General features: G+C 64.3%; 26 protein-coding genes. 14 read left to right on the top strand and 12 right to left on the bottom strand.

The genetic code is table 11. The features are described from left to right. The first annotated feature begins 18 nt into the window (after window positions 1–18). The 3 genes from ACTHN9_RS15220 (at window position 19) to ACTHN9_RS15230 (ending at window position 3,763) form a co-directional block, all read left to right on the top strand. Window positions 19–1,149, top strand: coding sequence for a branched-chain amino acid ABC transporter substrate-binding protein (locus tag ACTHN9_RS15220; protein ID WP_440537699.1), 1,131 nt, complete (start codon window positions 19–21; stop codon window positions 1,147–1,149). A gap of 221 nt (window positions 1,150–1,370) precedes the next feature. Further along, a complete protein-coding gene (locus ACTHN9_RS15225; RefSeq protein WP_440537602.1) occupies window positions 1,371–2,171 on the top strand; it encodes a hypothetical protein in 801 nt (266 codons plus the stop codon). 74 nt (window positions 2,172–2,245) lie between these two features. Further along, window positions 2,246–3,763, top strand: a complete 1,518-nt coding sequence (locus ACTHN9_RS15230; RefSeq protein WP_440537603.1) for a hypothetical protein — start codon at window positions 2,246–2,248, stop codon at window positions 3,761–3,763. Between the two features lie 232 nt (window positions 3,764–3,995). Here ACTHN9_RS15230 and sctC read toward each other — a convergent pair whose 3' ends face one another. The 10 genes from sctC to ACTHN9_RS15280 form a co-directional block, all read right to left on the bottom strand. After that, window positions 3,996–5,897: a type III secretion system outer membrane ring subunit SctC gene (sctC, locus tag ACTHN9_RS15235; protein WP_440537604.1), complete on the bottom strand. Its 1,902-nt coding sequence runs from the start codon at window positions 5,895–5,897 to the stop codon at window positions 3,996–3,998. A 28-nt stretch (window positions 5,898–5,925) separates the two neighbouring features. After that, complete coding sequence (locus ACTHN9_RS15240; RefSeq protein WP_440537605.1) at window positions 5,926–7,371, bottom strand: helix-turn-helix transcriptional regulator; 1,446 nt, start codon at window positions 7,369–7,371, stop codon at window positions 5,926–5,928. Between the two features lie 480 nt (window positions 7,372–7,851). Continuing rightward, on the bottom strand, window positions 7,852–8,688 hold the full coding sequence (gene sctT / locus ACTHN9_RS15245; protein WP_440537606.1) for a type III secretion system export apparatus subunit SctT: 837 nt from the start codon (window positions 8,686–8,688) through the stop codon (window positions 7,852–7,854). 5 nt (window positions 8,689–8,693) lie between these two features. After that, window positions 8,694–9,188, bottom strand: coding sequence for a hypothetical protein (locus tag ACTHN9_RS15250; protein ID WP_440537607.1), 495 nt, complete (start codon window positions 9,186–9,188; stop codon window positions 8,694–8,696). Continuing rightward, entirely contained in the window at window positions 9,185–10,507 is a 1,323-nt protein-coding gene (locus ACTHN9_RS15255; protein ID WP_440537608.1) for a FliI/YscN family ATPase, read from the bottom strand. Before ACTHN9_RS15255 ends, ACTHN9_RS15250 begins: the two co-directional genes overlap by 4 nt. Window position 10,508: 1 nt before the next feature. Further along, window positions 10,509–11,291 carry a type III secretion system stator protein SctL gene (gene sctL, locus ACTHN9_RS15260; RefSeq protein WP_440537609.1) on the bottom strand — a complete coding sequence of 261 codons (783 nt, stop codon included), beginning with the start codon at window positions 11,289–11,291 and terminating at the stop codon, window positions 10,509–10,511. After that, a complete protein-coding gene (locus tag ACTHN9_RS15265) occupies window positions 11,276–12,016 on the bottom strand; it encodes a type III secretion protein HrpB4 (RefSeq protein ID WP_440537610.1) in 741 nt (246 codons plus the stop codon). The genes sctL and ACTHN9_RS15265 overlap by 16 nt, the downstream gene beginning before the upstream one ends. Continuing rightward, window positions 12,013–12,810 carry a type III secretion system inner membrane ring lipoprotein SctJ gene (gene sctJ / locus ACTHN9_RS15270; RefSeq protein WP_440537611.1) on the bottom strand — a complete coding sequence of 266 codons (798 nt, stop codon included), beginning with the start codon at window positions 12,808–12,810 and terminating at the stop codon, window positions 12,013–12,015. Before sctJ ends, ACTHN9_RS15265 begins: the two co-directional genes overlap by 4 nt. An 11-nt stretch (window positions 12,811–12,821) precedes the next feature. Next, window positions 12,822–13,238, bottom strand: coding sequence for a hypothetical protein (locus ACTHN9_RS15275; protein ID WP_440537612.1), 417 nt, complete (start codon window positions 13,236–13,238; stop codon window positions 12,822–12,824). A gap of 9 nt (window positions 13,239–13,247) precedes the next feature. Continuing rightward, the gene (locus ACTHN9_RS15280) at window positions 13,248–13,724 is read right to left on the bottom strand and encodes an HrpB1 family type III secretion system apparatus protein (protein ID WP_440537613.1); all 477 of its coding nucleotides are present in this window, start codon (window positions 13,722–13,724) and stop codon (window positions 13,248–13,250) included. Between the two features lie 272 nt (window positions 13,725–13,996). Here ACTHN9_RS15280 and sctU point away from each other — a divergent pair, with 272 nt between their 5' ends. From sctU to ACTHN9_RS15330, 10 genes are read left to right on the top strand one after another with little or no spacing between them, the layout of a single operon-like run. Beyond that, entirely contained in the window at window positions 13,997–15,112 is a 1,116-nt protein-coding gene (gene sctU, locus ACTHN9_RS15285; protein ID WP_440537614.1) for a type III secretion system export apparatus subunit SctU, read from the top strand. Beyond that, the gene (sctV, locus tag ACTHN9_RS15290) at window positions 15,109–17,169 is read left to right on the top strand and encodes a type III secretion system export apparatus subunit SctV (protein ID WP_440537615.1); all 2,061 of its coding nucleotides are present in this window, start codon (window positions 15,109–15,111) and stop codon (window positions 17,167–17,169) included. The genes sctU and sctV overlap by 4 nt, the downstream gene beginning before the upstream one ends. A gap of 17 nt (window positions 17,170–17,186) precedes the next feature. Beyond that, a complete protein-coding gene (gene sctP / locus ACTHN9_RS15295; protein ID WP_440537616.1) occupies window positions 17,187–17,936 on the top strand; it encodes a type III secretion system protein SctP in 750 nt (249 codons plus the stop codon). An 18-nt stretch (window positions 17,937–17,954) separates the two neighbouring features. Then, window positions 17,955–19,028 carry a FliM/FliN family flagellar motor switch protein gene (locus ACTHN9_RS15300; protein WP_440537617.1) on the top strand — a complete coding sequence of 358 codons (1,074 nt, stop codon included), beginning with the start codon at window positions 17,955–17,957 and terminating at the stop codon, window positions 19,026–19,028. After that, on the top strand, window positions 19,012–19,659 hold the full coding sequence (sctR, locus tag ACTHN9_RS15305; protein ID WP_440537618.1) for a type III secretion system export apparatus subunit SctR: 648 nt from the start codon (window positions 19,012–19,014) through the stop codon (window positions 19,657–19,659). Before ACTHN9_RS15300 ends, sctR begins: the two co-directional genes overlap by 17 nt. A gap of 3 nt (window positions 19,660–19,662) precedes the next feature. Next, entirely contained in the window at window positions 19,663–19,923 is a 261-nt protein-coding gene (gene sctS / locus ACTHN9_RS15310) for a type III secretion system export apparatus subunit SctS (protein ID WP_440537619.1), read from the top strand. Next, window positions 19,920–20,675 (top strand): hypothetical protein, encoded by a 756-nt coding sequence (locus ACTHN9_RS15315; protein WP_440537620.1) that lies wholly within the window; start codon window positions 19,920–19,922, stop codon window positions 20,673–20,675. The genes sctS and ACTHN9_RS15315 overlap by 4 nt, the downstream gene beginning before the upstream one ends. Window positions 20,676–20,720: 45 nt before the next feature. Beyond that, window positions 20,721–21,773, top strand: a complete 1,053-nt coding sequence (gene hrpD5, locus ACTHN9_RS15320; protein ID WP_440537621.1) for an HrpD5 family protein — start codon at window positions 20,721–20,723, stop codon at window positions 21,771–21,773. A gap of 2 nt (window positions 21,774–21,775) precedes the next feature. Further along, the gene (locus tag ACTHN9_RS15325) at window positions 21,776–22,027 is read left to right on the top strand and encodes a hypothetical protein (RefSeq protein ID WP_440537622.1); all 252 of its coding nucleotides are present in this window, start codon (window positions 21,776–21,778) and stop codon (window positions 22,025–22,027) included. A gap of 59 nt (window positions 22,028–22,086) precedes the next feature. Further along, entirely contained in the window at window positions 22,087–22,542 is a 456-nt protein-coding gene (locus ACTHN9_RS15330) for a CesT family type III secretion system chaperone (RefSeq protein WP_440537623.1), read from the top strand. Between the two features lie 90 nt (window positions 22,543–22,632). Here ACTHN9_RS15330 and ACTHN9_RS15335 read toward each other — a convergent pair whose 3' ends face one another. Then, complete coding sequence (locus ACTHN9_RS15335) at window positions 22,633–25,395, bottom strand: hypothetical protein (RefSeq protein WP_440537624.1); 2,763 nt, start codon at window positions 25,393–25,395, stop codon at window positions 22,633–22,635. 436 nt (window positions 25,396–25,831) lie between these two features. On the opposite strand from ACTHN9_RS15335, the gene ACTHN9_RS15340 reads away from it, so the two are divergent. Further along, window positions 25,832–26,032, top strand: coding sequence for a hypothetical protein (locus ACTHN9_RS15340; RefSeq protein ID WP_440537625.1), 201 nt, complete (start codon window positions 25,832–25,834; stop codon window positions 26,030–26,032). A 233-nt stretch (window positions 26,033–26,265) separates the two neighbouring features. On the opposite strand, the gene ACTHN9_RS15345 is transcribed toward ACTHN9_RS15340, so the two are convergent. Further along, on the bottom strand, window positions 26,266–26,850 hold the full coding sequence (locus ACTHN9_RS15345) for a hypothetical protein (RefSeq protein WP_440537626.1): 585 nt from the start codon (window positions 26,848–26,850) through the stop codon (window positions 26,266–26,268). Window positions 26,851–26,934: the final 84 nt, after the last annotated feature.

Below are 26,934 nucleotides of genomic sequence, written 5' to 3' on the forward strand. Positions count from 1 at the left end.
ACGAAAACTGGAGACATCATGAACCCTTATCTACGCGCCCCCATAGCCTTGGTCCTTGCCGCCATCGGAACGGGCGCAAACGCTCAGGACACTGTACGGATCGGCCACGTTGCACCCCTGACCGGCGCAATCGCACATCTAGGCAAAGATAGCGAAAACGGAGCACGACTCGCCATCGAAGAAATCAATGCCGCGGGACTGACGATCGACGGCAAGACGGTCACGTTGCAGCTCGACGGTCAGGACGACGCGGGCGATCCGCGCACCGCTACGCAAGTCGCGCAGAAGCTCGTCGACGACGGCGCAATCGGCGTGGTCGGTCACCTCAATTCCGGCACGTCGATTCCAGCCTCGCGCATCTACCACGAGGCCGGGATTGTGGAAATCTCGCCGTCTGCCACTAATCCGACCTACACGCTGCAGGGATTCGACAACACGTATCGTGTCGTCGCCACGGACGCCAAACAGGCGCCTGCGTTGGCGCATTTTGCCGCCGATGCACTCAAAATCAAATCGGTGGCTATCGTCGATGACTCGACCGCCTATGGACAAGGTCTCGCGAATCAATTCGAGGCGGTAGCGAAATCCCTTGGCATCAAGGTCGTATCGCATGACGCAACCACGGACAAAGCGATCGACTTTCGCGCGATTCTCACCAAAATAAAGGGAGAAAATCCCGATGCCATCATGTATGGCGGCATGGATGCCACGGGTGGCCCTTTGGCAAAGCAGGCTCGCGACCTCGGCCTGCGCGCGCGGGTGCTCGGCGGAGACGGTATCTGTTCGACGACACTTCCCGATCTGGCCGGTAGCGCAGCCGACAATGTGGTGTGCTCGGAAGCCGGCATGGCGCTGGAAAAGATGCCGGGTGGCGCTGCGTTTGCAGCGAAGTACCAGGCCCGCTTCCACACGCCGATGCAGGTGTATGCGCCGTTTTCCTATGATGCCGTGTACGTGCTCGTCGACGCGATGAAGCGCGCGCACTCGGTCGATCCTAAAAAGATCATTGGCGCAATGCCGACGACCGACTATCGCGGTGTGATCGGCGACATCAGTTTCGATGCGCATGGCGATCTGAAGCACGGCGCCATTTCGATGTACACGTATCGGAACGGAAAGAAGACGCTGCTGAAGGTCGAGTCGCTTTAAGCACGCGCCACCGCTCCCAAACGAAATCTTTTCGCATGCGGCAAATAGAGTTCGCCGCGACTCCCTCCCCCAAACCCTCCCGTCGATATCCTCGAACCCGAACGATGCGCTCAGTGCCTCCTGCTCCGGCAGGACGGCGCGTGGGCCTCGTCGCGCGGCGAAACACCTAAACGCTGCCTCTTGGCGGCGCGCATTCACTATTCATGACGACGAGGTCATTCATGAGCTTATCGATCGGCGGTTCTTCCCAAGTCGGCATCAACGGCGTCGATTTTTCGGCGTCGTTCGGCGCGGACAGCAACAGCGGCACGGCGGAAATCGAAAAGATGTTGGGCATGATGCTCAATATGATCGAAAAAATGCTGGCGCAAGCCATTCAGCAGCAAAATCAAATCGCCGGCATCGACACCAAGGGCAGCTCGACGCCTCCGCCCGCGGCCGGTGCCGATGCGGGTAGCGGCGCCGGTGCCGGTGCGGACGCAGGCGGCGGGGCCGATGCCTCCGGCGGGGCCGACGCCTCCGGTGGGGCCGATGCGGCGGGCGGCGCCGATGCGGCGGGCGGTGCCGATGGCGGCCTGCAATCGATCGAATCGATGCTGCAAACCATCCTGCAAATGCTGCAGCAACTGCAATCGAGCGGGCAGGCGAACGGCGGCCAGGACAACAGCCAGATGCTGCAGATGCTCGGCGAAATCACACAGATGCTCGGTCAGATTCAGCAAGCCAACGGCGCACAAGGCGGCGCGCAAAGCGGCGCGGCGGGCGGCGACCCCACTGGCGGCGCGGCGCCCGCCGGCGGCTCGCAGGCGGCGACGGGCGGCAATCCGCAATCGTCGATCGAATCGATGCTGCAAGAGATTCTGAAGATGCTGCAAGACATGACTTCGCAGCACGGCCACTCGGGCAACAGCGACGGACGCAGCGGCGAGAGCAACCAGCAAGTGACGCAAATGCTCGGGGAAATCACGCAAATGCTGCAGCAGATGATGCCGCAGGCATCGGCGAGCGCAGGCGGGCAGTGAGTTGTGCGGGGCGAAGGCCGGTTCGATGAGCCGGCCTTCGCCACTTAATCGCTACATCGAATAAAGGAAACGTGATGAGCATTTTTTCGAAGATCAAGCACGGCTTCGAGCACCTTGGCGACGACATTAAGAACGTCGCCAAAGGCGTCGAGCATGGTGTGGAAAACATCGGCAAGGACATCAAGCAGGATGTCGAGCACCTCGATCCGTTCGCCCACACGAAGATCGGCGAAGGCATCGAGAACGTCTTCAGCAAGATCGGCAAAGGCATCAAGGACGGCGTCGAGCAAGTCGGCAAAGGTCTGGTCAAGGACGCGGAGACGGTCGGCAAGGACCTGAAAAAGACCGGTAGCGATCTCGCGCACGGGCACTTCAAGGAAGCTTTCCACGATGCCGTCAACACGGGCAAGGACGCGTTCAACGGCTACTACGACACCGTCACCGCCGTCGGCCACGTGGCGGTCGATTCGCTCGCGAACATGCACCTGAGCAAGGGCATGGACAAGGCCATGGGCAAGGTCGAGAAGGGCTACGATGCGTTCACCGGCGACATCAAGAAGAGCGTCGATCAAGTGGGCGGCGAAGTGGTCGAAGGCACGGTGGGCGCCATCTCGAGCACGATCCAGGCCGGCAAGGATGCGGTGCACGGCAAGTGGGGCGCGGCGCTCGGCGATATGGGCAAGGCAGGCATGGATGCCATCAACGTGGCGTCCGATCTGACGCCCGAAGGGGCCGCCGCCGCGATCGGCACGAACGTCCTCATCAATGCGCACATCGGCAATGCGCAACTGGATGCCGCGATCGGCGGCGCCTTGCACGGTAACGTCGCGCAAACCGTGAAGGGCGTCGTGAAGAACGTCGGCGAGATGGAAGCCGGTAACGAAGCGCAAAAAATGCTGGGCGGCGTCGCATCGAAGGTCATGCCCACGGGCGGCGGGTCGGATTCGACCGTCGTGGCCGCCGGTGTCTTGGGCGCCGCGGCGGGCGGCATCTCGTTCGGCCGCAAGGGCTCGCACGAGTCGTCGTTCGGCGGGGCCGGCGGATCCAGCGGATTTGGCGGATCCGGCAAGTTCGGCAAGTTCGCCTCGTTCGGCAAATTCGGCGGCGCTGGCGGGTCCGGCGGGTCTGGCATTTCGGGCAAATTCGCCTCGTTCGGCAAGTTCGGCGGCTCGGGCGGATCGCGTCTTTCCGGCAAGTTCGCCTCGTTCAGCAAACTGGGCGGCTCCGGCAGCTCCGGCAAGTTCGCCAGCTTCAGCAAGTTGGGCGGCGGCTCGGGCAGCTTCGGCCGATTCGGCAAGTTCGGCGGCAAGGCCAACACCGGCGCGCAAGAGCCGTACTACGCGTCGGGACATTCGGGCACGGGAAGCAGCGGCTACGCGCAGCACGCGGCCCAGGGCGCGGAGGACTCGCACGATAAGAAACAACAGCGCGCCGACAACGCCCAAAACGCGGCCGACAATGCGGCGACCTATAACACGGCCTCCAACTCGCCGCCCGCTCAAATGCCCGCGATGCCGTTCATGATGCCGCCCACGGCGCCGGGCGCAGGCCGCAGCGCGGGCCTCGTCGGCGGCGACGATTCGAACACCTGAGTCACGAGCAATCGCGTCGCAACGTGTCGCGTCGCCAGGCAGGCCCTCGGAGAAGTGGGGAGCCTGCCGGCACGCCAAATTCGACGTTCGATCGCAGCACTTCGGACCGGCGCGCGCGCCGGTCTTTTTATCGACCCACGATCGAACAGAATAAAAAAAAGCATCCGGCCGCCGAAGCGGTGCGGATGCCGAATGCTTAAAGCTCGATGCTTTAAACGAGGGAAAGCGACGGCTACATCGCCGAATTCTGGCCGCAGCAAACGGAGGCGTCATCCGTCGCCGAGGCAGCCGACACGACGCGTGGCGTCAGCAAGAACAGGCGCTGGAATTTCTGTCCTTGATGGTGCTTGAATTTGAACAGGCCGCCGATGAACGGAATCTTCGACAAGACCGGCACGCCCGATTCGCTGCGATCGTCCTGATCCACGGTATAGCCCGCAATCAGCAAGCTTTGCCCCTGATCGATCAACGTCTGCGTATCGATCGTGCTCTTGCTGACCACCGGCAACTGCCCCACGTTCTGGCTCGTCAACTGGCCGTCTTCGATATGCACATCGAGCCGAATCTGCGGCTTACCGTCCTGAGAGACGATGCTAGGCAGCACGCGCAACGCCACGCCCGCCGATACGCTATATAGGCTGCCCGATTCGAAGCCTTGCACCGGAACGTAGAACGTCTGCTTGTTGTCCATGACGGCCTCCACGTTATCGAGCGTGGTCACCTTCGGGCTGGCCGTGATCCGTGCGTTGTCCGTTTGCTCCAACGCGCTGATGCGGCTGAGCAGATAGCGCCCCGTGCCGCCGATCACCGCTGTCAATACGCCGCCCACCGGCGTCATCGCAGCAGCCGTGCCGGCCGCGCTCGTGAGCGCCGACGACGTATTCGAATTCGCGTTCGGAAAGCCCTGCGGATTGATCGAACCCGGGAAGCCCGCCTGCGCGTTCTGCCCGTTGCCCGTTTCCACATCGATATGGCTCGAGTTGAGCCGCCAATCGACACCCAGCTCCTTAAGGCCTGTTTCCGAAATCTCGATGATGCTCGCGTCGATTTCCAACACGCCGGGACGCCGGTCGAGCGACGTGATCAAATGCTCGAGCGCGGGCATCGACTCGGCGCGAGCACGCACGAGTACGGCGTTATCGCGTGCGTCGGCGCGAATGATCGGTGCGTCGGGATGGATCGAGGCCGATCCCGTCGGTGACGGCGACCCGGCGCTCGCGCTCATCATGTCGTCCGGCAACGGAGGAATCGAAGCGTTGCGCGCCGCATCCGTGCCGCCCGATGGCGTCGGCTGCGACGGCCCGGAGCCGCCGAATAACCCGGGCAGCGGCGGGAACACTCGTCCGTTCGCGCCTGCGTTTGCACTTGCGGCGGCATTCGCGCCCTGCCCCTCCGATGTGCCGCCAATGCTGCGCAGCCGGTAAGCATCGGCACCGATCTGCGCGGCCGCGCTGCCCACTCGCGGGTCGGCATCGTTCGAATATAAGCTGCGCAACACGGTCACGACGCCCGGCACGACCACCGGCTCGCCGTTGATCATCAGCGATCGATCGGTGGCCCACGCGTAGTGCAGTTTGAAGGAACGCACCTCCGGCGTATCGCCGCGCTCCACGTCCCGGTCGATCAAGTGCGCGACATCCGTGGCGAGTTCGACCATACGCGGTGGCCCCGATACGACGGCGGTACGCGATTTGTCGTCGTACAGCACCGGAAATCGCGGATCGTTCACGCCCAGCCGGGAAAGCGCCGCACGCAGATCGTCGGTCGTCGCATGCACGAGCCCGATCGTTTGGCTGCGCGCTTCGTTCGGACCCGACACGCGCAGGACGGAGCCGTCGTAGTACCAGATAAAGCCGAACGAATCGGCCATGCGATCGAGAAAGCGCTGCGGCGTTTCATCGAAGCGGCCCGTGACGACGCCTTCGACTTGCGGCGAAATCCACGTCATCACGCCTTCGCTCGCCCCTAGATCGCGCAGGACTTCTTTCACGTCCTTATGATCGGCCACATAGGCGAAGTGATTGGCTTTCCATGGGATCGGCCGAGCATGCGCATCGTTGGCGCTCAATCCGATCCCCACCAACGCCGACAATACGAGCGCTCTGACGCAGCGCATGCGTCCTTGATATTTCATTGTTCTTGCTCCGCGAGAATCGATGCCGTTACCGGGCGCAGGCGACGATCGTCTGGGACGGCGATTCGTTGAAGTGCTTGCGATAGCCTTTCGCCAACGTCGATCGGCTCTTGAGCCCCCAGCGGTTCGCGGTGTCGTAGATCGAGGAGGCGGGCCCGTTCTCGTCGAGCAAGTCGCGGCGAATGCCTTCCAGCCGCAACGAGCGAATCAAGCCGCACGGCGTCACGCCGAGCGCGCGCTTGAACACGAGCTGGATCGTGCGCATCGTCACGTTCATTTCGGCCGCGACCTCGCGCGTCGTCAGATCTTCGCGGTCGATGTTATCGATGATGTACCGATAGGCCCGCCGATACTTCGCCGGCAGACGCGCCGACACTTCGTCGTTCACGACCGCCGTGCCTTGCGTGCGTGCCGTGCCGGAGGCGCGCGTGGGTGCGGCGTCGCTGCGCAAGCAACGCAGCGCCTCGGCCGTGTACTGGCAGTAGAACTTCAGCGCCTGCGCATGTTCGCCGCGACGCGTCGCGACCTTCGCCATGCTGTAAAAGTAGTCGACATCGCGATGCACGCGCCCGTCGATTTTCGACAACCCGCTCATCAATTCCACGCCCAGATCGTCTTGCCCACCGGCGAACGCGGCCAGCGCCATCTCGAGCATGGCGTGGAATTCGAAATCGGGATTCGGCGCCTGGCGCGCAATGCGCGCCGCAATCACCGAGGCGGGCGCGCTGTATTCGCCGCTCGCCATGCGCGCCATGCTGTGCAGCAGCTCTTGATGCAACGCCAAGAGGGCCGGCCGAACCGCAACCGCCGACGCCGGCTCGAGCGGTGCCCGGCTGCCCGCGGCAAGCGAAACCGAGGCCAAGGTCGATTGCCAGAACGCGTGATCGTCGAGTGCACGCGACGCGCGCACGTGCAATCGCGCATCGAATTCTTGCGCAAGCAGATCGACCACGAGGCGAAAACGCGGCTCGTCGTGTTCGTCGGCCAACTGCGCGGCCCGCAGCAAGGCATCGTCCGCGGCTGGCTGCTGGGCCAGTTGATGATGCGCGAGCGCCATGCCGATCAAGGCCTCGATGCGTTGTTCGACATGCGCGGAGGACTCGGCGCTGACGCGCGCGAAGCCGCGTTGCGCGACGACCGGCCGCGCACGGAACAAACTGATCCACGCCGTATTGCGGCACGACTGTACGCGCAGTTGATCGTCGTCTTTCCAGATCAACTTTTGCGCGCGACGGTAGTGATTCTCCGCAGCCTCGAAATCGCCGACGACGACGGACACATCCGCCAATGCCGTCAATTCATGGTTGGATTGCCCACGTGCCTGCAATTGCGCGCGCTCGCCCTGATCGGCGACGTCGTCCACGACGCAATAGGCGCGTGCGAAATCGCCCTCGAGCACCGAGGCGCAATAGCGCGGCACACTGTTTCGGGATTTGAGGGCTGACAGCAGCGCAAGATAGACCGTCGGATACATGGCTCGACACTCTTCGGAGACGCCCCGTCACTTGTCGGCCGACCGGGCTAAGCCGTGCATCGGATCGAATCGCGATTCGTTCGCGTTTCGCCGTGCTTGAGAGGATATTAGTCGGATGCCGTTCGCATAATTTCAACAATCTCACGAGCATCCACAACAATTCTGACTACGCGTTGAGAAAGTGCGCAGCGAAGCCGAGACATCGGTTGGAAACGCGAAAAGGAATAGGCGCGAGCGGGCGGTCATACCGCCCGCTCGCCGTAACGAGGGGAACCATGCTGGGGAAAGTACCGAGTACTACGTGCTGAGTGCTACGTGCTGAGTACTACGTGCTGAGTGCTACGTGCTGAGTGCTACGTGCTGAGTGCTACGTGCTGAGTACTACGTGCTGAGTACTACGTGCCGAGTACTACGTGCCGAGTACTACGTGCCGAGTACTACGTGCCGAGTACTACGTGCCGAGTGCTAAGCGCCGAAAGCTCAATTCGGCTGGTGCACCACGCTCGGCGATGCGAGCGCGGCCGCCTGCTTCACGAAGTTGTCGAGACGCAGAGAACCGATCACCTGCTGAGACAGCACACCGACGAGGAGGATCAGCATCAACAGCCCGATCGCGCCGCGCAGCGGCTGACTGAGCGATGACGGTTCGAGCTTTTCGGCCGCGCGTGCCAGCATGCCGATCGAGAGATCGACGAAGACTAATGCGAGCATGACCGGCGTGCCGAACTTCACCGTCGCCGTCATGATGGAATCGGTTTGCGAAATGATGAAGCTTTCCGCTACGTTCGCCATCGACGGCGTCAGCGACGCGAGCGGCCACCACTTGAACGATTCGAACACGGCGCCCATCAAGAACGTCATGCCGCCGCCCACATAGAACAACGCCGTGGCCAATTGCATCAATGTGTTCGACGTGGGTGTGCTTTGATCGCCCCGCAGCGGGTTGTTCATCTGCACGCTGTTGTAGCCGGCGAGATCGTCGATCAGCGTGCCGACGCACTGCGCGATCCAGAACACCGACGAAGCGGCGAAGCCGAGCATCGCCCCGAGAAACATTTCCTTCAGCGAGATCATCAACAACTGCGCCGAGCCAAGTCCATCGAAGTAATGGACGGGCTGCGCGGCGGCGACGAACACCGCCAGCACATAAATGATGCCGTTACGCGCGGTGCCTGGCAGCATGTCGCCGCTCGTGGGCGGAAAGATCGAAAACGCCACGGCGATGCGCGCCGCGCTGAGCGCCAGCGTGAAAAAGAAACCCTGATATTCGTTGAATAGCTCGGCAAGCGCGCGAGCCGCAGCCAGTCCGTCACCCATCGTCACTACCCTCCGCGAACGAGACGCGCGGCCGCGGTTTCGCCCGCCTCGTCGTCCGCTCGTTCTTCGATACGACGCTGCGCCGCCGCGACCGCTTTGCGCAATTGTTCGCGCGCGGCTTCCAGCGAGGCATCGGCGCGACGCACGTCTATTCCCAGTTGTTCGATCGTCTGCTGCTGCGCTTGCACGGCGTCGGCCGCGCGGCGCACGGTGGCGCGCGCATGTTCGACGGCCTCGGTCAGCGGCATTCGGTAACGATCGAGGTCGAGATACGTCACGGGCGACAATCCGCCCGGGTCGCCGAGCAACTGAGCGATGCGCGCTTCGTGCGCCAGGCGGCGATCTTGCGCGGCTTGGAGTTCCCGCTCAGCTTCATCCGCTTCGTCGATCAGCCGCTGCAATTCATGCCGCGCATCGGCAAGCGCGCGCTCGAGGCGCTCTTTTGCCCGCGCCTTGGCCGCGACGACGATCTTCCAAACGTGTTCGACCGCGCGGCTCATGGCTCGCCGAAGCTGCAAAGCACATCGCGCGTCTCGGCCAGATCGGCCAAGTCGTCGGTGCGCTGGCGCACGAACCCTTCGATTTCCTCATGCATCGCGATGGCTTCGTCGGCGAGCGGATCGGAACCGCTCTTGTATTCGCCGATCTGCAGCAGCATTTCCACTTCGTCGTATTTCGCCATCAAGCGGCGGATACGGCCAGCGCCGGCGCAGTGCGCCTCCGATGCGATTTGCGGCATCACCCGGCTCAAGCTGCCGAGTACGTCGATGGCCGGATATCGGTTGCGCGCGGCAATCTTGCGCGACAGGATCAAGTGCCCGTCCAGAATCCCGCGCACTTCCTCGCTGACCGGGTCGCCGCCTTCTTCGTCGTCGGCCAGCACCGTGTAGAGCGCCGTGATGGAGCCCTCCCGTCCCATGCCGGCACGTTCGAGCAGGCGCGGCAATTCCGCGAACACCGATGGCGGAAAGCCTCGTCGTGTCGGCGGCTCGCCGGCCGATAGCCCGATTTCGCGCTGCGCACGCGCGAAACGCGTCAGCGAATCCATCATCAACAGCACGCGCATGCCTTGATCCCGGAAGTATTCGGCGATCGCCGTGCCGACGTGGGCGGCCTTCGCGCGCTCGATGGACGAACGATCGGACGTGGCGCATACGACGACGCTGCGCGCCATGCCCTCTTCGCCGAGAATGAGTTCGATGAATTCGCGTACTTCGCGTCCGCGCTCGCCGATCAACACGATGACGTTGACATCGCACTCGGTGCCGCGAGCCAGCATGCCGAGCAAGGTACTTTTACCGACCCCTGCCGCCGCGAAGATGCCCATCCGCTGCCCTTCGCCGAGCGCCATCAAGCCGTCGATCACGCGCACGCCGGTGCCGAGCTGCGTCTCGATCATGCGCCGCTCGAGCGGATCCGGCGCGTTGGCAAAAACCGGCATACGCTGCAGCGCTTCGATGGGTCCCAGCCCATCGCTCGGCTCGCCCAACCCATCGAGCACGCGACCGAGCAGCCCGGGCCCGACCGGCACGGAGAGCGGCTCGCCGCTGCCCGTCACGCGCGTACTGCGGGAAATGCCCGTCATATTGCCGAACGGCGCCAGCAGCACGTGCTGCCGAGCGATGCCGACCACTTCCGCGCGTTGCATCAACGTGCCGTCCGGGCCCCACAGCTCGCACAGCTCGCCGAGTTGCGCCTCCAATCCGCCCACCTTGATCAACGTCCCGACCGCCTCGAGCACTTTCCCATAGGATTCCAGCGACGCACTGTGGCCAAGCGCGGCTTCGAATTGGTCCGCAAAGCGGGCGATCGTGCTCATGTCACTCGTCCTCGCCCTGGTCCTCGCCATCGCCGTCGTAATCGTCGTCGAAGGCGTCGTCATTCCACTCGGCGTGCGGCGGCGGGTCTTGCGCCACCGCCCCCGTCGACGCCATCACGGCGCCTTTCAATGCGCGTTCGAGCCCCGCCAACTGCGCACGAAGATTGCCTTCGATCACGCCGTAGTCCCACTCGCAGACGCAGCAGCCTTCGTCGATCGCGTCGTCGACCACGACCTCTAGGTTCAAAGGCGGATTCGCCTCGCGCGCGATGGTCCCGAATGCACGCTTCGCGCTTTCCGCATCGGCCTGCGAAACGATCACGCTCAAATGCGTCGCATCGTCGATCGCGCGCGACACCGTGAGCGCAACACGGCGCATCAGCGCATCGCGATCGCTCTCGGCGATCACCTGCTCCACGGCGCCCATCACCAGCCGCGCCAGCCGCGCCGATTGCGCGTGCAGCTCTTCGCGCTCGTCGCGTGCGCGGGCGAGAAGGTCCGCGTGCGCTTCGGCCAAGGCGCGCCGCTGCCCGGCCGCATAGCCTAAGCGGGCGCTGTTCTCGAACTTGCGGCGCGCGGCGGCGGCGAACGCCTCGGTCTCGCGCCGCGCGGTTTCGACTAGATGCGCCGCTCGCTCGTTCGCGTCGTGCATCGTCGCCTGCACCACCTCGTCGAGCGCTTGCATCGCGTCGTTCAACGCCATCGTTCGCGCGAACTCCCCCGCGCGGACGACATCGGTGTCGATCGCGATGACCTTAGGCTGTTGCTTCAACCAAATAGCCATTGAAACTCCGGAAACAAAAGGCCTGCGGCGGAAAGGAATTCGTCTGTGGCGTTCGTGGCGCTCTTGCCCGGCGTCGCCCCATCGGCGCAGGCCGCAACCGCACCCGCACCCGCACCCGCACCCGCACCCGCACCCGCACCCGCTTGCAGCAAGGTATCGCGCTGGGCCGTCAGCACGTTCTGCCAAATGTCGTCTCCCGCCGATAGCGCCAGGCCCAGTTCGACCATCCGGCGCAGCGTCGGGTGAGCGCACGCGCCGTCCGCCAACATCAAGGCCCAGCCACGGCGCGCCAGCGATTCGGCGCTCAGGTCATCGGGCAAAGGCTGCCCCGAGGTCGAGGTCAGCGCATGCTCTTGCATCGCGGCGAACGCCGTCGGCCCGATGCTGAGCGAAAGCGCTTGCTTCGTTGGACGGTCGATACAGCGCCGGATCGCATCGCGGCAGCCGTACAACACGCGTGAGGCCAGTATCGGCTTCAACCGATCCGCGGCGACCGTCGCGATTCGATTGCCGGCACTCAGAAAGGCTTGCGCCGGCACCGGCGCGGGCCACCACAATCGTCGAGCCGAAGCTAACCGCAGTGCGCCAGCGCGCCGCCCGGAGGACGAGGCCGCCCTCGCAAACGGCGAGGTGCGCGCCGCCCCGTCGGCCACGGCCGCGGTCAATTCCCGCGCGCGCAATTCGAACTCGGTCAGCACGCGAATCAGCGAATGGCTCGAACTCATGGCGCGACGGCGGGCGCACCGCTCTCCTTGGCTTTTGCGCGCTTGAACCAATGCTTCGGCCCCGCCTCGCGCCATGCGCGCGGCGCAAACGCGAGCCATAGCGCGGCCGCCGCGGCAATCACGCCCAAGATGGACGCACCCGCGATCCATAGGGTCGATGCGCCGACGCGTTCCTGCTCGGCCACCAATCCGTCCGGGATCGGCTGGCTCGCCTGCACGAGCGTCACGCTAACGTTGTCGTACGTCAGCCCTTCGACGCTATGCACCACCAGGTTCTTGATACTCGGCACCAACGCCTGGATATCGGTACCCGCCCGGTACTTGATGAAAACGGCCGCGGACGAGGGCTTGATGACGTTCGACAAAGGATCGTTGTTCGGCAACACGATCTGCACTTCGGCCACCGCCACGCCGTCGATCTTCGACAACGTGTCGGAAAGCTGCTGCGACACGCCATAAATGAACCGGACGCGTTCCTCCGTCGGCGTGGAAATCAACCCATCTTTCTTGAACATGTCGCCGAGCGACGTGTATTTCGGATGCGGCAAGCCGTGCGCGCGCAGCACTTCCATCGAACGGGCGAAATCGTCGCTGCCCACGTCGACGGTCCAACTCTTGCCGCCGTCGGGGGAAGACTTGCTGGCGTCGATGCCCGCTTCGAGCAGCACCCGCATCAAGTCGTTCGCATCGGGCTCGGTCAGTTGCGCATACAGTTGCTTGCTGCAACCGGCCAGCGCGGCGGTCATGGCCGCCAGCATCGCCAAGGTTCGCAGCGTGCTCAAAAAGCGGCGCATGGCGCCCTCCGTCATTGGTTCTTCATCAGGGTCTGCACGGTACTCTTGCCGCCTTGCGCGACCGCGGTGCCCGTGTAGATCTTCACCATTTCATCGGTGACGGCGTGCTGGATCGCCATCGTCTGCGCCGCGACTTCCTGAATCGACAGGTTGCCGCTCTGCGCTTCGAATGCGTTGATCCGCTCCGTCAACGCGCCGAATGCTTCATCCTGCGTGGTGACGGCCTGCGAGAGCGTGGACGGGCCCTGGATATGCCCCGACTGCTCGGGCACCAGGCGCGCTTGCTCCAGCGCTTCTCGAAAGCGCGCGCCGAGGCCGTCCGGCGCATGGTTGCCGAACGTGGCGGGCGTCGCGTCGTTGGGACCGCCCACCGAATTGACGTTCGGCAGCGAAACCGGCGGCGTGATGGCAGAAATAGGAACGGTCATGTCGGCACCTCATGCACGCATATAGCTGAACGACATCGCTTGCCGCATCAAATCGGCATCCGCGCTTTTGCTTTCCGCCGGGGCGGCCTCTTGCGCAGCCTCGTCGCGCTTGCCGGTCAAGAGCTTCATCAAGCCGACGGATTCGGGATCCTCGTCGCGCTCGAGCACTTCGTTAGCGTAGATGCGCCATGAAGGGTCCTTGAGCGAGGACAGGCAAAGCGCGAGCAGCGCCGTGACGTAAGGCCCGAACGGCGGTTTCAGATCGCGGCCTTCCAGTTGCCGCAGCAACTGCGCAGCGTCGGCCGGGCGATTGCGTCGAATCTGCAGCCATGCGTCGTAGGCATGCAGTTCGATGAAGTCGGGGCGCATGACGTGAAGGGCGGCCAGCATGCGCTCGGCTTCGTCCAGATGACCCTTGCGAGCCGCCCAAGTCAACATTTCCACCAGTGCGGATACCAGGTCTTTGCTGCATGTCGTGAGATCCATCTTTCCCCTCGCGAAGTTCGAATCGGAACCCGGGCCGACCGCCCGGAACGGCCGTACGCGAAAGGTGCGCCGCCGATGCCTCGTAACGTACCGAGATTCGCTCGCCTGCCCGGGTGCACCCGGCGAATTTTCTCGCCTGGCAACGAATCGGCGATCGCGATTTCGCCCGGCGACGCGCCGTTTCGTCGCGCGCGAACGTATGCGCGGCGGCCCCGGGCGACACTCGCGGCCAATTCGATCGATGCATTGATGGTCTTACCTGCGAGCGCGCCATGTCCGACGAGAAAACCGAAGAGCCAACCGAGAAGAAGCTCCGGGATGCGCGCGAGGACGGCGAAACGATCAAGAGCCCGGACTTGTCGTTTGCGATGCTGCTGCTCGCCTCGGCGCTCGGACTGTCGCTCGCCGGCCCGGCGATGGGCGAGCATCTAAGCGCGCTCATGCGCGTCGCACTCGACGTGCACGCCGCCGGCACGACGGACGCGGACCTGCGCCGCGCGATGGGCCGTATCGGCATCCAAGCGCTGCTGCTATCGATTCCGGTAGGCGTGGCCGTGGTGGCCGCCATCGTCGCGGTAGCCTCGCAGATCGGCTTCGTCATCTCGTTCAAACCGCTCGAACCCAAATTCAACTCGATTAATCCGGGGTCGGGACTGAAGCGGATGTTCTCGATGCGCTCGTTCGTCGATCTGATCAAGATGACGATCAAGGCCGTCATCATCGCCGCGGCGCTCTATAAAACGTTGATCTCGCTCATGCCGCTGATCGTGGGCGTGGCTTACGAGCCGATACCGGATTTGATTCAGATTTCGTGGTCGGCGCTGTGCCGCTTGTTCGCCGTCGGCGGCGTGCTCTATCTCATGCTGGGCGCGGTCGATTACGGGATCCAACGCTGGCTGTTCATGCGCGATCACCGCATGAGCAAGGACGAAGTCAAGCGCGAATTCAAAAATTCGGAAGGCGATCCGCAGCTCAAAGGCAAGCGCAAGCAGATCGCGCGCGAAATCGTTCAGGAGAACCCCGACAAGGCCGTGGCCGGCGCGCGCGCCGTCATCGTGAACCCGACGCACTACGCCGTCGCCGTGCGCTACGAGCCCGACGAATACGACCTGCCTCGTATCGTCGCCAAAGGCGTCGACGCCGACGCATTGGAAATCCGCCGCATGGCCGAGCGGCACGGGGTGCCGATCATCGGCAATCCCCCGCTTGCGCGCGCGCTCTATCTGGTGCCGGTCGAAGAGGCCATTCCCGAATCGTGCTTCAAGGCCGTGGCCGCCGTGCTGGCGTGGGTCGAGGATATGCAAGCGGGCGACGGCGCCGCGAACCGCGCGTCCCCGGGTCCCGCCATGAGCATGCACGTACAACCCAATGAAGGACTGCCGTCATGACAAAAGCCGCATCGCTTTCCCGAGTGTCGCAATACAGCGGCGAGGTCGGTATCGCCGGCGTGGTCGTTGCCGTCGTCGCGTTGATGATCCTGCCGCTGCCGACGTTTCTCATCGATATGCTGCTGGGCGTGAATATCACGGCCAGCGTCGTGTTGCTGATGGTGACGATGTACATTCCGAACGCCACCTCGCTATCGGCGTTTCCGTCGCTACTGCTCTTCACCACCCTCTTTCGGCTCTCGCTGAACATCGCATCGACGAAGTCGATTCTGCTGAAAGCCGAAGCCGGCCACATCATTCAGAGCTTCGGCGAACTCGTTGTGGGCGGCAACCTCGTGGTCGGCCTCGTCGTCTTTCTCATCATCACCACGGTGCAGTTCATCGTCATCGCCAAGGGCTCCGAGCGCGTGGCCGAAGTGGGCGCACGTTTTACGCTCGACGGGATGCCCGGTAAGCAAATGAGTATCGACGCCGATGTGCGCGCGGGCAATCTCACGGCCGAGCAAGCGCAAAAGCGGCGCGCCCTGCTCGCGCTCGAAAGCCAGTTGCACGGCGGGATGGACGGTGCGATGAAGTTCGTGAAGGGCGATGCGATCGCCGGCCTCGTCATCACGATGGTCAACATCCTGGCGGGGATCGTCATCGGCGTCACCTATCACGGCATGACCGCCGGCGAAGCGGCGAACCGCTTCTCCGTCCTGTCGATCGGCGACGCCATGGTGTCGCAGATCCCCTCCCTGCTGATCTCGGTCGCGGCAGGCGTGTTGATCACGCGCGTTGCCGACGATGACGCCAAGCCGCGCTCGCTCGGCACGGAAATCGTCGAGCAGCTCTCGGGCAACGCGCGCGCCTTGTTCAGCGCCGCCGCCTTGTTGTGCGGCTTCGCCCTCGTGCCCGGCTTTCCGTCGGTGCTGTTCGTCGTCTTGGCGGGCGCGCTGGCGGCAGGCGGCTATGCGCTCACCCGTAAGCAGCGCAAGGCGGATGCGCCCGCTGGCCCGGAACTGCCGGCGCTCACACGCGAAGGGTCCAAGGAAAGCGCGCCGACTATCGCGAAGTTGGCGCCTTCTTTCGCGGTTCCGCTCGCCATCCGCTTCTCGCCGCAGCTCGCATCGCTGATCGACGCGGGCAAGCTCGACGACGCCTTCGAACAGGGACGCCGCGCACTCACGGCCGATCTCGGGTTGCCGTTCCCGCGCACCGCGCTTTGGATCTCCGAGGACCTGACGGGACACAGCTACCAGTTGATCGTGCAAGACGTGCCGTCGGTGCCCGTCGATTTGCCGCCCGGCCTTTCCGTGTTGCGCGAAGTGCCCGACGCATTGCGTCCGCAATGCGAAGAACGGCGCAATGTGGCCGGGCTCGCGCATAGCTATTGGATCGACACGGAAAAAGTGCCCGCCGAGTCGTCCAATGCGCTCGTGAGCCGCGAGGCGCTGATCGCAGGGCACGCGATCGCGCAGCTCGGCGCGGAAGCCAAGCTGTTCGTCGGCCTGCAAGAAACGCAATGGCTGCTCGAGCGCGCCGGCACCGAGTACCCGGGGCTCGTCGCCGAAGTGCAAAAAGCGCTGCCGGCGCAGCGCATCGCCGAGGTGCTGCGCCGCATGCTAGAGGAGCGCGTGCCGATTCGGAACATGCGCGCCATCCTCGAAAGCCTAATCATTTGGGGGCCGAAGGAAAAAGACCTTCTCATGGTGACGGAGTACGTTCGCGGCGATATCGGCCGCTTCATCGCGCACCGCGCGACGGGCGGCACCGGCGAGCTTCCCACCATCGTCCTGGATCCGAATGTCGAGCAAACCATTCGGCAATCGATCAAGCCGACACCGGCCGGCAACTTCCTCGCGCTCGAGCCGAGCACGATCGATGCGCTGCTCGGTAATCTCGAAGGGCTCTGCGGACCCGCGCCGGCCGAGCGTCTGGCGATCGTCACCGCCATGGACATTCGACGCTATGTGCGGCGGATGATCGAGCATCGCTTCCCCGCACTGCCTGTCTATTCCTTCCAAGAACTCGGCTCCGACGCGCATCTCACGCCAGTCGGCCGCCTTAGCCTCTGAGCATCGGGATCATCGTCATGTCGAATCGCACGCATCATGCGCGGGACGTTCGTATCGTGCCTACCGCGGGCACCACGGCCGCAGCCGGAGGTTCCTCGGGCCGCGTATCGGCCGGCGCGGCGGCTCAATTTGCGCGCTTGCTGGCGGCGCAATCGGCAGCCGGTGGCGCGTCCATGTTCGTCTCCTCCGATGGCGGCGGCGCATCCGATCACGATGCGCAAGACGAGCCGGAACAAGGTGCGGCCGATCACCCGGTAGCGGATACGATCGGCGGCGAGATCGCCGAGCCGACGCCTCACGCCGAACCCGCCTTAGCGCCCCCCGCGCCCGAGCCTAGCTCGCAAGCTGGCCACGCGAGCGCGCCGCGCACGTTGCGGCTTCGACGCGTACAGAGCACGAAGGCGCCGGACGCGCCGCGGCCGGAGCACGACACGGCACTCGGCCGGCAGATCGTGCACGCCTGCGCCGCCGCCGCGCACGGCGATCTGCTGACGCGCGAACTCGCCGAGCGCATCGCGCGCTTTTGCGCGATGTCGGGGGCCGGCGGCGATTCGACGTGGGCCGTCACGCTGCCGATGAATCCCGCGGTATTGCCCGACACGCTGCTGCATCTTCAACTTTCGCCGTCGTCCATTGCAATTCGCTTTGAAACGCCGAACGCGCGAGCGTTGCAATTAATCTCCGATAACGCCGACGCACTGCGTGTGCGCCTGGCCGATGCGCTAGGCCGACACATCGACGTCGACGTCGCCGCATCCAGCGTTTGACAAGGAGATCATCGGATCATGTTCGAAGCCCGCCCGACCTCGCTCAACGGCAAGCTGCCGCGCTATCCGAGCGAACTCGCACAACTCGCGCGGGCATGCGGCGTGCGCGGCTCGGCGCATCCGGGCGCGCAGCATGACCTGCGGCTGCATGGGATGAGCGACGTGCGCAGCGGGCGCGGTGAGTGCACCGCAACGATGATCGTCGATACCGCGCACGGTCCCGTCACGCTCGTCGTCGACATCGCCGATCACCCCGCACTGCAAACCATCGCACACGATTGCGACCCGAACCGGGCAGCGGCGCTGGCCAATCTTTGGCTCGGCGATCTGCTCGCGTCGCTCGATACCGGCCACGCGACGGCACCCACGATTCGCGCCTTCTCGGCGGCGGGGCAGTCGGGCGCGCGACGCGGCTTGCTGCTGTCGTTCCTGGCCGGGGGCATCGAATGCCGCTGCACGGTCCTCGATCTGCCGGCCGCGCTGGCCGCCGATTTCGAGCGCCGTTGGGCGCAACCCGGCGCGAACGCCCCCCTCGATACGCTCGACGGCCTCACGCTGGCCTGCGCGATCCGATTGCGCAGCCGCCGTTGCACGCCCGAGATGCTGGCCTCGCTGCAGCGAGGCGACATCCTGCTCGGCTGGCAGCCAACCCTGCCCTACGCGGCCGACAAGCCGCTAACGGGAGCGATGCTGCGCATCGGCGCGCCGCGCGGCCGCCATCTGTGCGCCGCGGTTTGCGTCGACACGAACACCGTTACTTTGGAGACCCCCGTGACTCTGGCCACCGCACAACCCGACGACTTCGATCCGCTCGAAGGCGCCTCGAGCCACCCGGCAAGCGAACCGCTCGTGCCGGTCGCGGCCATGGAGATGCCCGTGCACGTCGAGCTTTTCAGCGTCAATCTGGGACTCGCGCAGGTCAGCGCGCTGCAGCCCGGCTACGTGCTCGACCTGCCGCTGCCGCTCGACGACGCCACCGTGCGGCTCGTCTCGTATGGGCAAACGCTCGCCTTCGGCAAACTGGTGGCCGTGGGCGAGAACCTCGGCGTGCAAATCGAACGAATGGCGGCGAGCGATGAACGGCAATCTTGATGTCGCCTCGCTACTGGTCGCGCTGTTGGCGTTCGGCTTGCTGCCGTTCGCCGCGATGGTCGTCACGTCCTACACGAAGATCGTCGTCGTGCTCGGCCTGCTGCGCAATGCGCTCGGCGTACAGCAAGTGCCGCCCAGCACCGTGCTCAACGGCATCGCGATGATCGTGACGTGTTTCGTCATGGCGCCCGTCGGCATGGAAGCGATGCATCGCGCCCAGGTCTCGAGCGAGCAGAGTGCGACGAGCCAGGTGATGCCGATCTTCGATGCGGCACGCGAGCCGTTCCGCCAGTTCCTGCTGAAGCACACCGACGAACGCGAGAAGGCGTTCTTCATGCGCTCGGCGCAACAGATCTGGCCGGCGGACAAAGTTGCGGCGCTCAAGCCCGACGATCTGATCGTGCTCGCCCCCGCCTTCACGCTGACCGAGCTGACCTCCGCCTTCAAGATCGGCTTCTTGCTCTATCTAGCGTTCGTCGTGATCGACCTCATCGTGGCCAACTTGTTGATGGCGTTGGGGCTCTCGCAGGTGACGCCGACCAACGTGGCGATCCCTTTCAAGCTCTTGCTGTTCGTCTCGATGGACGGTTGGTCCACGCTGATCCACGGGCTCGTTTCCACGTATAGGTGACGTATGGATACCGACGCGATTACCCATTTAACGACCAACGCCCTGACGTTGTGTTTGCTCGTATCGCTGCCCGCGGTAGGGGTGGCCGCGGCCGCGGGCTTGTTGATCGCGTTCTTGCAGGCGGTGACGTCGCTACAGGATGCGACGATCTCGCACGGCGTGAAGTTCCTGATCGTGACCGTGGTCATCATCGTCGCCGCGCCATGGGGCGCTTCGGCGGTCCTGCAGTTCGCGCAATCCGTCATGCACACGGTGTTCCCATGAGCCGCCTTCGCGTTTCCGGCACGACCGTCGTTCCCATCAACGACGCGAGCGACTCCGATAGCCCGTCCGCGCAGCAAACGCAGCAGGCGCACCATCGGCACCATCATGCGCACCACGTTCAGAAGATGAACCGCTCGCGCACGAAGCGCAGGCGCGGAGCGGATTCGCAGGACGGCATCGACGAGGCCGGTGCCAGCGAAGAACTGTTGATGATGCTGACCGAGTATTTGCAGAAAAACTCGGAAAGCGTCATGCGCGTGAGCGATCGCCATCAACAGGAACAGTCGGGTTCGCGGGGCGGCGACGACGGGAGCGATCAGGAGGAAGAAGACGAGGCGGTCCGGGCGGCGGGCGGCGTAGGCGGCAAGCCGTTTGCACGAGGCCTCGGCCGCGCCGACGAAACCGAATCGGCCAGGAAGAGCGCGGAGCAGGCACTGCTCGATGCGCGCAAGGCACAGGCCGCTGCGCCGCCCAATGCCGGTTCGACCTACGAACCCCTGAAGGTGATGCTCGACTTCCTCGCCCTTCCGGGCGGAGAGGTCCTCTCGCCCGCGCGGCTCGCGCAGGTGCGCGAGCGCCTCGTGCAGGCCGTGGAAAAGCCGACCGGCGCCGCGCCGTCGCACCAGCAATCCGCCAACCTACTGTTGCCGTTGTTGCTGCTCAACCTCACGCGACGGCGATCGGACGACGAGCGCGCGCGAGGCACCGCCATCTTGAAGTCGCTGCTCAGCCGCCGCCGTTTTGCCGTTTAATCGCCGCCGCGCACAGCGCGGCATTTCATTCGAAGGGAGTCGATCATGACTAAAGAACTACGTTTGCTGACCGGCCGCCACGCCGGGGCGCGCGTGACGCTGAACGCGCTGCCGACCGTGATCGGCAGCGACGAGCAATCGGACATCCAGATCAGCGATTGGGACCAGCCCGCCATGCAGGTGCTCCGACGCGACGACGGCACCTTGATCATCGTCAGCGGCGACGCGTCCAGCGATTGTAGCGAAGCGATCGTCATGGACGATTTCAAACCGCATCGCTTCGGCAACGTGGTGCTCTGCGCGGGCGATGCCGACGCCCAATGGCCGTCCGATATCGAATTGCTGCAGACGCTGCTGGCGCCGTTGCCTACGCCTTCGGTCACGCCAGAGCCGGCCATGCTGCCGATGACGTTCGAGGCCCGCCACGATTTGGCCCCGCCGCCGGGGCCCGCCGCCGGCCATGGCGCACGTCGCGGGCTGCATGCTGCGGCGGTGGCGGCAATCGCGCTGATGGCGATCGGATGCGCCGGCATTGCACTGCCCGCCGTCCTCCATCCGCGCGGCAAGAACGCAATGGAAGCCACCCTCCCTGCCCCAACCGCGGCGATGCTGCAGCGCGTACTCAATCGCCTGCAGGCATCGGACGTGGCCGTCACGCAGATGGGCTCGCGCTTTACCGTCGTGGGTATCGTGCCGGACAGCGCGCACGACGCGCCGTTGCGCACCGCGCTCGAAGCGGTCGCGCCGGGCAAGATCGTTTGGCGGCTCGGGTGCGCGGATCAGATCGCGCGCGACTTGGCCGAATCCCTGCACGAGCCCGAACTCAAGGTCAGCTACCTCGGCCACCGCGAATTCGAGGTGACCGGCGTCGCCAAAAACGCGACAGCCGTGCACGAGACGATCGATCGAATGAGTACGGACTTGGCGCCGATGGTGACGCGCATCGACTCGCGCTTTGCGCTGAACGATAGTTTCGCGGCGCCGGCCAACGTCGAATCGGCACTGGCCGTGGACGCCCTGCAATACGTAGAAGCCAGCGACGGCACGAAGCAATTCATCGATTCGCACACCGACACACGTCAAACGAACGGAGGTTAACGATGTACGACGCAATTACGCCCGACATGATCGATACCATCGATAAGGCCGGCACGCTGGCGGACACCGCCGGCTCCGACCGCCGGCCCCTCGCGCATGCCGCGACGGGACTCGAACGCACGGCGGCCGGTATCGCGATGCAGGCCGTCAAGCTCGCCGATCCGATGGCACGCCAACACGCAACGACCGTCGCCGACGGCCTGAGCGCGGCCGCGCAATTGTGCCGAGCCGCCATCGACGCACGACCCGAATAACGCGTGCGCAAAGGCGAGCCGCTGTGCGGTCGCTATCTCTCTAGAAAGGCGGCCGCGCTATGAGTCTCGAACGTCGGAATCAACTCATTCGGGAGCTGTGCAGCCTGCGTGGAATCGGCAATGCCGATCTCGTCATCGAACGCGGCGTCATCGCGATCGACGACTTCGACGTGGCGATCGATTTCTACCAGGAAGACCCAGCGGCGCTCTACGTCAATTTTCAGTTTGGCGTGGTGACGGGCGGGCGCACGCTGCGCGTGTTCCGGCTGTTGCTCGAGGCCAACCTTTCCGTTTATGCGCAAGACCAAGCGCAATTGGGCGTGGAAGCCAATACCGGCGGCGTCGTGCTCATCGTGCGCGCCGTGCTCGAAGCCAACACCGACGGGCGATGGCTGGTCGAACTCATCGAACATTACGTCGAGCATGGACGCTACTGGCGCGAAAACATTCTCCTTTCCGACGACGAGATGTTTCGTCATCTGGCGAACGGCGACTATATTTGGATTCGCGCGTAGATCGATTCAGCACGGCATGGCTGTGCGATAGGCATTAGGTTATTGAATGGGCGGCACGCATCGCGCGCTCGCCCGTTCCGAAGGCTTCCCTTACGCTCCGCGGTTATCCCCGCTGTCATCCCCCCCTGTCGGCCCCATCAAGCTCGACACACGCGCTCGCGTGGCGTCGCCGGTGCGCGCGAGTTCCGAGTGAATCAACTGCATCGCCCATGCATGCGTGCCGGGAGCCGCTTCGCGGCTCGACGATGCTCCCTGCGGAAGATCGCGAGCGATCGTGGCGAGCCGACCCAACGCCTGTTCGTGCGCGGTCCCCGGCGGCAGCGCGCGTAGGCCATGTTCGATCATGGCGCCGACGCGCATACGCTCGACGTCGAAGATCGCGGGCCAGTGCGCGAGGGTGCCCGTCAGGGCGAGTACCAGTGCGTGATGATCGTTCCACGATCCAAGCGATCTCGGGTAGAGCCCTTCCACCATGGTGACAGCGGTGGCAGCCGCGGCTTGCACCCGTATCGTTGGAAGCAGGCGCGCCACCCCGGTTGCCATGGATAGCCGGTCGCTTACCGGCACGGTGTCGAGCCAGCGATGAAATCGCTGCGCACCTAATGTCTGCATACCCCCGGCCAGATATCGATACGCAACGCCGCCGACTCTTCCCGCGGGTTCGGGCCGCAAAAACGCGGCGAGTACGGCGGGGCGCGCCTGCATCGGTGTATCGCTGATGATGCGCGTCGCATCCCGCACGAAGTTTCCTAGCGCCTGCGGGCGTTGCGCCTCGGGCATCGCCCACGCCGCCCAAAACAACACGTGAGCAACGGAGGATGCCGCTGCGGCGCGCTGCGCCTCCGGTCGATCGGCGAGCACAGCCTGCAACGTCGCGCGAAGCGCGTCGGGATCCTCGATGCCGCGCTCGACGAGTTCGTTTGCTAGCGGTTGGCTTCTTGCGTCGTTCAGCGCCGCGAGCATGGCGTAGAGCCGGTTCGCGTCGACGCTTGCAAAGCGGTGCAGCGCAAGGGGCAGGTGACCGACATCGACGGCGACGGCGTGCGCCAACAAGTGGCCGCTGCGATCCGCGGGAAGCTGCGGCAAGAACCTGTCCCACATCGCCAAAACCGCGTGTTCGAGCGCCTCGTCTTGAGGTGCGGCGTCGGCATGGCCGAACAGCACGCGCAACGATTCGTCGATGTCGTCCACCGGCGCGTGCTCGAGCAGCCGATCGACGATGCCAAGCAGCCTCAAATTGTCGCCCGGTTGTGCCTCGAGTTCGCGCGTTTGTTCGAGCAGCCGCCGCCGCGCGTCCGGGGGCAACCGTTCGACGATGCCCGGCGCCGTTTGATCCGATAGCAACGCAAATGCCTCGGCGCGCAGATCATCGCCCAGCGTTCTAAGTTGGAAGACCATCGACAGCAGCACGCCGGAGCGCGCCGTCACGTCCAAGTGCGCCAGCCAATCGCTCGTACGCGCCGTCCCGGGACGGTGCTGCGTCAGCAGGTTAAAGGCGCGCCGCTGGAGGCCGGGCTCCCCGAGGGCCCAGATCATCGCCGCGAGCCCGGTGTACGCCTGATCTCGATCGGCACCGCTTACGTGAGGCAGGAGCCGCTCGTAGAGATCCAGCAGCCCCCGCTGGGCCGCCGCATTGGGCATGCCCCGACCGGCCAACTGTGCCAAGCAAAATAGAATGCCTTGCGCGACGTGCGAAGGCATCGACGGGGTGGCGCGCACCGCGTCGAGCAGCGGGGGAATCGTCTCGCCGAGACTCGTCCGATGGAGCACGCCCAACTCCGCGATGCGCGCCACGTCCGCGTTGACGGCAGGCGCCGGTGCATCGCCTTGCGCGGGATGCGGTTCGCTCGAAGACAGGTCGATCCACGCACGCGAATTGACGGAGAGCAAGCTGTTCGTGAGCATCCACAACGTATTGGCCCGCCAGCCTTCCGGCATCGCCCGAAAATAGTGCGGTTGCAAGACCAACTGCGCGAGCCGGTGTCCGTCTTCGAGCGTCGGCGCGAACAACACCGCCCCCACGAGATCGTTGACTGCATTGGCCTGCGAGTGCGGCCCACCGTGTTCGAAATGCGCCCGCAGTTCCGCTTCGGCTTGCTCGACGGTGCGCGAGAGCAACGCCGAAGGCGCCGCGCCCGGAAAGAGTCGGCCGGTCAAACCGGCCCGCATCAACCAACTGGCGCGTCTCACGATGGCATCGGGCGTGCCGCCGCCGAGCGAATGCGCGAGCGCTTGCTCGTCGCGCGAAAGGTAAGCGCCGCCGTAGCCCGCCGGCAGCAATCGCGCAAACTCGGCGCGCGCCTCTTCCGAGACGTGCAGGACATCGGTCAGAAGGCCGAGTTGATCGGAAGGCGGTAAATGAACGCCGGCTTCGGCCAAAAACCAATCCTGTCGCATGAACGCCGCCACGGGTTGCCGTTCGATATGCAACCGTTCGAGCAGCGCGCGTTGGTTTCGAGCGATCTGTTCGTTGATGCTGCGCTGCTGCGGATCGTCGGCCTCGTGCCGGGGCATCGCGCGCAAACGCGCCATCGGCTGCGATGACGACGACCCGGAGGCACCCGCAGCGCCATCGTGCGCCGGTTCGGCGAAGCGTACGCCCTGCGCCGTGCGCAGCTTCTTGCGCGGCGGCTGCGCGCCGCTCGAAGGCTCGGCCGGCTCGGACGCCTGTTGCGCCTCAGGCGAACGCGATCGCCGGCGGCCGGCGAGCGACGCCAATGCGCCGCGTGGCGCTTGCGTCGCCGTGGCCGTAGCCGCGTCGGATTGCGCACCGGGTGCGGGATTGTGCGGCTCCTCGCTTGGCGAGGGGGGCTCGCTCGGCGCGCTCGAAGCATGCGATCGGTTGATATCCACGACTGCCTCCACTAACCGTCGACCATCGTCCACGCCGCCGGAAGGAACGACCTTTGCGCGAGGAACGGTGGAGAAAAGGGAAAAGGAAAGCTTATTTCGCATTCGGATCGCTCGCCCCCAATGCGACGAAATCGACCACAGCGAAGCGAAACCCGAAGCGTAATGTTGGGCGTTTTATCGATCGATCGAATCGTCTTCGATTCATTGCATTGTCGATTCGCTATCGTCCCACGAAATTCGTTCCGCCACCCATTGTGCTTTCCGAACAGAGGCAAACTTCAATCCAACGCAGACAACGTTGCGTGGCCCAAAGCGAACAAGCTGCAAGCCGAAAGTTGTTACCTGTACGCAAGTACGAACCGGCCATCCTTCGCAGCCGCGAAGCCATGGCAATCATTGCCCGGCTAGGGCGTAACCGTGAATCAAGGAGTTGAACATGCCTGACTTTAAACTTCCGTCGTCCGTCGGTACTGGTGCAAACGCTGCTGCTGCTGCCGACTGGGGCAAGAACACCGCCGAAAGCATCGCGCTGCAAGACTATGCAACGCAGCTCGAAAACGCGATCAACAACGACATGACGAAGGACCAGCTCGCTGAAGCCGGCCCGAAGAACGCCAAGAGCTTGACGCAGTCGTAATGCACTAGCAGCGTTCAGGTGTGCCCTCGCGCCGCGCGGGGCGCACCCTTTTTGCGGTGTGTCGTACAGGCGGTAAAGGTACCGGCCTTCCCAGTTCGCGCCTTCATGGCGAATGCATTGCTCCTTCCCTCTTCCAATCCCCCACCTCCCTTTCGCATTTCATCGTATAGAAATTCGATTCGATATCTTTCTCGATTACGAAAAATATCGCCGCCCGCCCCTTCCTCGTTTTATCATTTCTTTTTCCTCATTAAACGCTTTTTGATATCGAGTATCATCTTCGCAATTTGATGAAGCTCGCTGATTTCACGTCTGATTTGTTCCACCATTTTTGGCGTCAGCTCCTTACCGTAGTCGTGATGCAAGGTATTCAGCCGATGGATGATGTCCTCCAAGCGATGGCTCGCGTGGGCATCGAAATGGCGGCCCAATACAGGATGTTCAATCTCATGGGGCTCGACATCATGGGAGTCGACATCGTGATGCTGGGCACTGCTGGCCGCCTGCGAAGCAGCCGGCCCTGCGTCCACCGGCGGCCGAGCGGACAGACTCGATAGCGCTTGCATCGCCACTCTCGGGCGCTTGTTCGCCGGGCCCGGCGCGGGCGCCGCAGCGTGCGCATCCGACGAATCGGCCGCTTTCCGTGGCGACAACGCATCGAGTTCCGCACTGGCGGCTTTACGCTTCGATCCAACCGACGGCGAATGAGGAGACAGGCGAGGCCGCTCGCCCAGCAATTCGGGAGACGAGTGAGCGTGGGACGCAGGAGTGAGCCGATTGAGCGGAGTAGGCATTCGGTATCGGATGAACATGAACATGAAATCGTATCGATCCGATCGATCGAGGGACGATGGGCTACGCGCTAGGCATCGCGAAAGCGCGCCGCAATTTAAGTGCGAACC

The sequence above is a fragment of the Trinickia sp. genome, from assembly GCF_051953405.1.
Lineage (GTDB): Bacteria > Pseudomonadota > Gammaproteobacteria > Burkholderiales > Burkholderiaceae > Trinickia.

Coding starts and splice junctions, on each gene's coding strand:
- ACTHN9_RS15220 (WP_440537699.1), top strand. CDS start 19: ATGAACCCTTATCTACGCGCCCCCATAGCCTTGGTCCTTGCCGCCATC.
- ACTHN9_RS15225 (WP_440537602.1), top strand. CDS start 1,371: ATGAGCTTATCGATCGGCGGTTCTTCCCAAGTCGGCATCAACGGCGTC.
- ACTHN9_RS15230 (WP_440537603.1), top strand. CDS start 2,246: ATGAGCATTTTTTCGAAGATCAAGCACGGCTTCGAGCACCTTGGCGAC.
- sctC (WP_440537604.1), bottom strand. CDS start 5,897: ATGAAATATCAAGGACGCATGCGCTGCGTCAGAGCGCTCGTATTGTCG.
- ACTHN9_RS15240 (WP_440537605.1), bottom strand. CDS start 7,371: ATGTATCCGACGGTCTATCTTGCGCTGCTGTCAGCCCTCAAATCCCGA.
- sctT (WP_440537606.1), bottom strand. CDS start 8,688: ATGGGTGACGGACTGGCTGCGGCTCGCGCGCTTGCCGAGCTATTCAAC.
- ACTHN9_RS15250 (WP_440537607.1), bottom strand. CDS start 9,188: ATGAGCCGCGCGGTCGAACACGTTTGGAAGATCGTCGTCGCGGCCAAG.
- ACTHN9_RS15255 (WP_440537608.1), bottom strand. CDS start 10,507: ATGAGCACGATCGCCCGCTTTGCGGACCAATTCGAAGCCGCGCTTGGC.
- sctL (WP_440537609.1), bottom strand. CDS start 11,291: ATGGCTATTTGGTTGAAGCAACAGCCTAAGGTCATCGCGATCGACACC.
- ACTHN9_RS15265 (WP_440537610.1), bottom strand. CDS start 12,016: ATGAGTTCGAGCCATTCGCTGATTCGCGTGCTGACCGAGTTCGAATTG.
- sctJ (WP_440537611.1), bottom strand. CDS start 12,810: ATGCGCCGCTTTTTGAGCACGCTGCGAACCTTGGCGATGCTGGCGGCC.
- ACTHN9_RS15275 (WP_440537612.1), bottom strand. CDS start 13,238: ATGACCGTTCCTATTTCTGCCATCACGCCGCCGGTTTCGCTGCCGAAC.
- ACTHN9_RS15280 (WP_440537613.1), bottom strand. CDS start 13,724: ATGGATCTCACGACATGCAGCAAAGACCTGGTATCCGCACTGGTGGAA.
- sctU (WP_440537614.1), top strand. CDS start 13,997: ATGTCCGACGAGAAAACCGAAGAGCCAACCGAGAAGAAGCTCCGGGAT.
- sctV (WP_440537615.1), top strand. CDS start 15,109: ATGACAAAAGCCGCATCGCTTTCCCGAGTGTCGCAATACAGCGGCGAG.
- sctP (WP_440537616.1), top strand. CDS start 17,187: ATGTCGAATCGCACGCATCATGCGCGGGACGTTCGTATCGTGCCTACC.
- ACTHN9_RS15300 (WP_440537617.1), top strand. CDS start 17,955: ATGTTCGAAGCCCGCCCGACCTCGCTCAACGGCAAGCTGCCGCGCTAT.
- sctR (WP_440537618.1), top strand. CDS start 19,012: ATGAACGGCAATCTTGATGTCGCCTCGCTACTGGTCGCGCTGTTGGCG.
- sctS (WP_440537619.1), top strand. CDS start 19,663: ATGGATACCGACGCGATTACCCATTTAACGACCAACGCCCTGACGTTG.
- ACTHN9_RS15315 (WP_440537620.1), top strand. CDS start 19,920: ATGAGCCGCCTTCGCGTTTCCGGCACGACCGTCGTTCCCATCAACGAC.
- hrpD5 (WP_440537621.1), top strand. CDS start 20,721: ATGACTAAAGAACTACGTTTGCTGACCGGCCGCCACGCCGGGGCGCGC.
- ACTHN9_RS15325 (WP_440537622.1), top strand. CDS start 21,776: ATGTACGACGCAATTACGCCCGACATGATCGATACCATCGATAAGGCC.
- ACTHN9_RS15330 (WP_440537623.1), top strand. CDS start 22,087: ATGAGTCTCGAACGTCGGAATCAACTCATTCGGGAGCTGTGCAGCCTG.
- ACTHN9_RS15340 (WP_440537625.1), top strand. CDS start 25,832: ATGCCTGACTTTAAACTTCCGTCGTCCGTCGGTACTGGTGCAAACGCT.
- ACTHN9_RS15345 (WP_440537626.1), bottom strand. CDS start 26,850: ATGTTCATGTTCATCCGATACCGAATGCCTACTCCGCTCAATCGGCTC.